3 protein-coding genes are annotated in these 2,683 nt (G+C 70.1%); 2 read left to right on the top strand and 1 reads right to left on the bottom strand.

Going from position 1 to position 2,683, the window contains the following annotated elements:
* Nucleotides 1–392: 392 nt before the first annotated feature.
* Entirely contained in the window at nt 393–1,886 is a 1,494-nt protein-coding gene (locus tag VN520_RS28310) for a SulP family inorganic anion transporter (protein ID WP_325749798.1), read from the top strand.
* Nucleotides 1,883–2,278 (top strand): MerR family transcriptional regulator, encoded by a 396-nt coding sequence (locus VN520_RS28305; protein ID WP_325749797.1) that lies wholly within the window; start codon nt 1,883–1,885, stop codon nt 2,276–2,278. Before VN520_RS28310 ends, VN520_RS28305 begins: the two co-directional genes overlap by 4 nt.
* A 170-nt stretch (nt 2,279–2,448) precedes the next feature.
* Here the strand turns inward: VN520_RS28305 and VN520_RS28300 are convergent.
* The coding region (locus tag VN520_RS28300; RefSeq protein WP_325749796.1) for a hypothetical protein at nt 2,449–2,683 on the bottom strand (235 nt) is incomplete at its 5' end.

The raw sequence follows: 2,683 nt of genomic DNA, 5'->3' as shown, positions 1-2,683 counted from the left end.
ACGAGCGGTCCCGGCCTGGCGTGCTGGTGCACATGGACGTCAAGAAGTCGGCGCCCATCCCCGACGGCAGCTGGTGCGCGGCCGCCGTCCCGCTCAGTGGCTTCAGTGCTCGCAGGGCCCGAGTCAGTGCTCGCAGGGCCCGAGTCGCCGGGGCCGACCTGTGACCAAGGACATGTCCACCTTCCCCTGACGTGAGGGTTAGGTTGTGTCGCGGGATCCTCGAGCATCATGGAGCCAGGCGTCGGCCACGGGACGCCGGCCGGCAACTACGTCTGTCCGGCGCAGCCAGTCGCCGCTCCTGCTGATTCGACGTCGCACTCGCGCCGGATCTTGGCACCGACCCGGTGCTGCACCGCCGCGCCTTCCGAGGCGCTCAACCCGGAACCGGTGACATGTCTTCTGCTCTGCCCACGCTGCCCAGGCCGCGCCTGACGCGCCCTGCTTGGCTGTCGCCCAGCGTCGCCCGCACCGAGGTCCTCGCCGGCCTGGTCGTCGCCCTGGCGCTCATCCCCGAGGCCATCAGCTTCTCCATCCTCGCCGGCGTCGACCCGCGGGTGGGCCTGTTCTCCTCCTTCGTCATGGCGGTGGTCATCGCGTTCACCGGCGGCCGGCCGGCGATGATCACTGCAGCCACCGGCGCGATCGCCCTGGTCGTCGCTCCGCTGGCGCTGGATCACGGCGTCCAGTACCTGTTCGCCGCGGTCATCCTCGGCGGCGTCTTCCAGATCCTGCTGGCCGCCGCCGGTGTGGCACGCCTGATGCGATTCATCCCGCGCAGCGTCATGGTCGGCTTCGTCAACGCCCTGGCGATCCTGATCTTCACCGCGCAGCTGCCGCAGCTGACCGACGTCCCGTTCCCGGTCTACCCGATGGTCGCCGCCGGGTTGGCGATCATCTTCCTGCTGCCCCGGCTCACGACCGCCGTCCCTGCGCCACTGGTCGCGATCGTCGTGCTGACGACTCTCGTGCTGGCCGCCGGCTGGGAGCTCCCGGACGTGGGCGGCGAGGGTGAGCTGCCCGACAGTCTGCCGTTCTTCCTCCTGCCCGACGTGCCCTTCTCGCTCGAGACGCTGGGCATCATCGCTCCCTACGCCCTCGGCATCGCCTTCGTCGGGCTGATGGAGTCGCTCATGACGGCCAAGCTCGTCGACGACATCACCGACACGCACTCGGACAAGACCCGCGAGTCGTGGGGCCAGGGAGTGGCGAACATGGCGTCGGGCTTCTTCGGAGGCATGGGCGGCTGCGCCATGATCGGCCAGACGATGATCAACGTGAAGGCCTCGGGCGCCCGCACCCGGCTGTCGACGTTCCTGTCCGGGGCGTTACTGCTCGTCCTGGTCGTGGCACTTGGCGATGTCGTCAGCGTCATCCCGATGGCCGCGCTGGTCGCCGTCATGGTCTTCGTGTCCATCGCGACCTTCGACTGGCACAGCCTGCGGACCATCCACCGGATGCCCAAGAGCGAGACCACGGTGATGCTCTCCACCGTCGCCGTCACCCTGTTCACCCACAACCTGGCGATCGGCGTGGGCGTCGGCGTGCTGGTCGCCTGCGTGCTGTTCGCCCAGCGGATCGCCCACCTCGTCGATGTCAGCCGCGCCCTCGCGGCCGACGGAAGCGTCCGGTACACGGTCACCGGTGCGCTGTTCTTCGCGTCCAGCAACGACCTCTACACCCAGTTCGAGTACGCCGACGACCCCGACGAGGTCGTCGTCGACCTCACCGGCGCGCAGGTGTGGGACGCCTCGACCGTCGCCGTCATGGACGCCATCACCCACAAGTACACGACCCGCGGCAAGCGGGTGGAGTTCGTCGGCCTCGACGAGCACTCCACGGCCCGCTTCGAGCGGCACACCGGGCAGCTGGGGGCGGGGCACTCATGACGCCCCGTACCGGGCTCCTGCAGATCGGGCAGGTGGCCGAGCGGACCGGGCTGAGTCTGCGCACCATCCGGTTCTACGAGGAGAACGGCCTGGTGGTCCCGACCGCCCGTTCCGAGGGCGGCTTCCGGCTCTACAGCGACGACGACGTCGCCCGCCTCGAGGTCATCAAGCGGATGAAGCCCCTGGGCTTCACCCTCGAGGAGATGCAGCAGCTGCTCATCCTCCTCGCTGACCTGGCTGCCGCCGGCGCGGACAACCGGGACGCGCTCACCGACCGACTGCAGATGTTCCACGAGGCCGCCACCGCTCGGGTCACCGCGCTGCGCGAGCAGCTTGCTGTCGCTGAGGGCTTCGCTGCCACGCTGGCCGGGCACCTGCCCCGCACCGGCTGACAGCCGTACGTCCCGGCCGGCTCACCCAGGCCGGGACGTACGCGGTGGCGGTGCCTCCCCGCTCGGGCGTGCAGGTCGACTCCACCGCAGGACGAACCCGCGCGCGATCGCGGGTGGACGCGACGACGAAGGGCCGGCTGCTGACGCAACCGGCCCCTCCTGCGATGTGGCTACTCGCCCGTCCCCTGACCGGGCAGGCGGCGGGTGGCCTCGCAGATGTGCGAGTCGTCCCCCCGGGGCTCGTGGACGTACGTGTCCGTCGTCGTGCTGAGCTTCGTGTGGCCCAACCACATCCGGACCCGAGTGGGGGTGATCCCGTGGCGGCCGTCCGACTCCGGGGCGAGCGACCAGGACGCCCACCCATGCCTGAGCCAGTGGAAGCTGCTCCACTGCCACCCACACCGC

Source organism: Streptomyces sp. (assembly GCF_035563135.1).
GTDB lineage: Bacteria > Actinomycetota > Actinomycetes > Streptomycetales > Streptomycetaceae > Streptomyces.
Note: the sequence above shows the minus strand (reverse complement) of the source record. Positions and strands in the feature narration are given on the sequence as shown.

Coding starts and splice junctions, on each gene's coding strand:
- VN520_RS28310 (WP_325749798.1), top strand. CDS start 393: ATGTCTTCTGCTCTGCCCACGCTGCCCAGGCCGCGCCTGACGCGCCCT.
- VN520_RS28305 (WP_325749797.1), top strand. CDS start 1,883: ATGACGCCCCGTACCGGGCTCCTGCAGATCGGGCAGGTGGCCGAGCGG.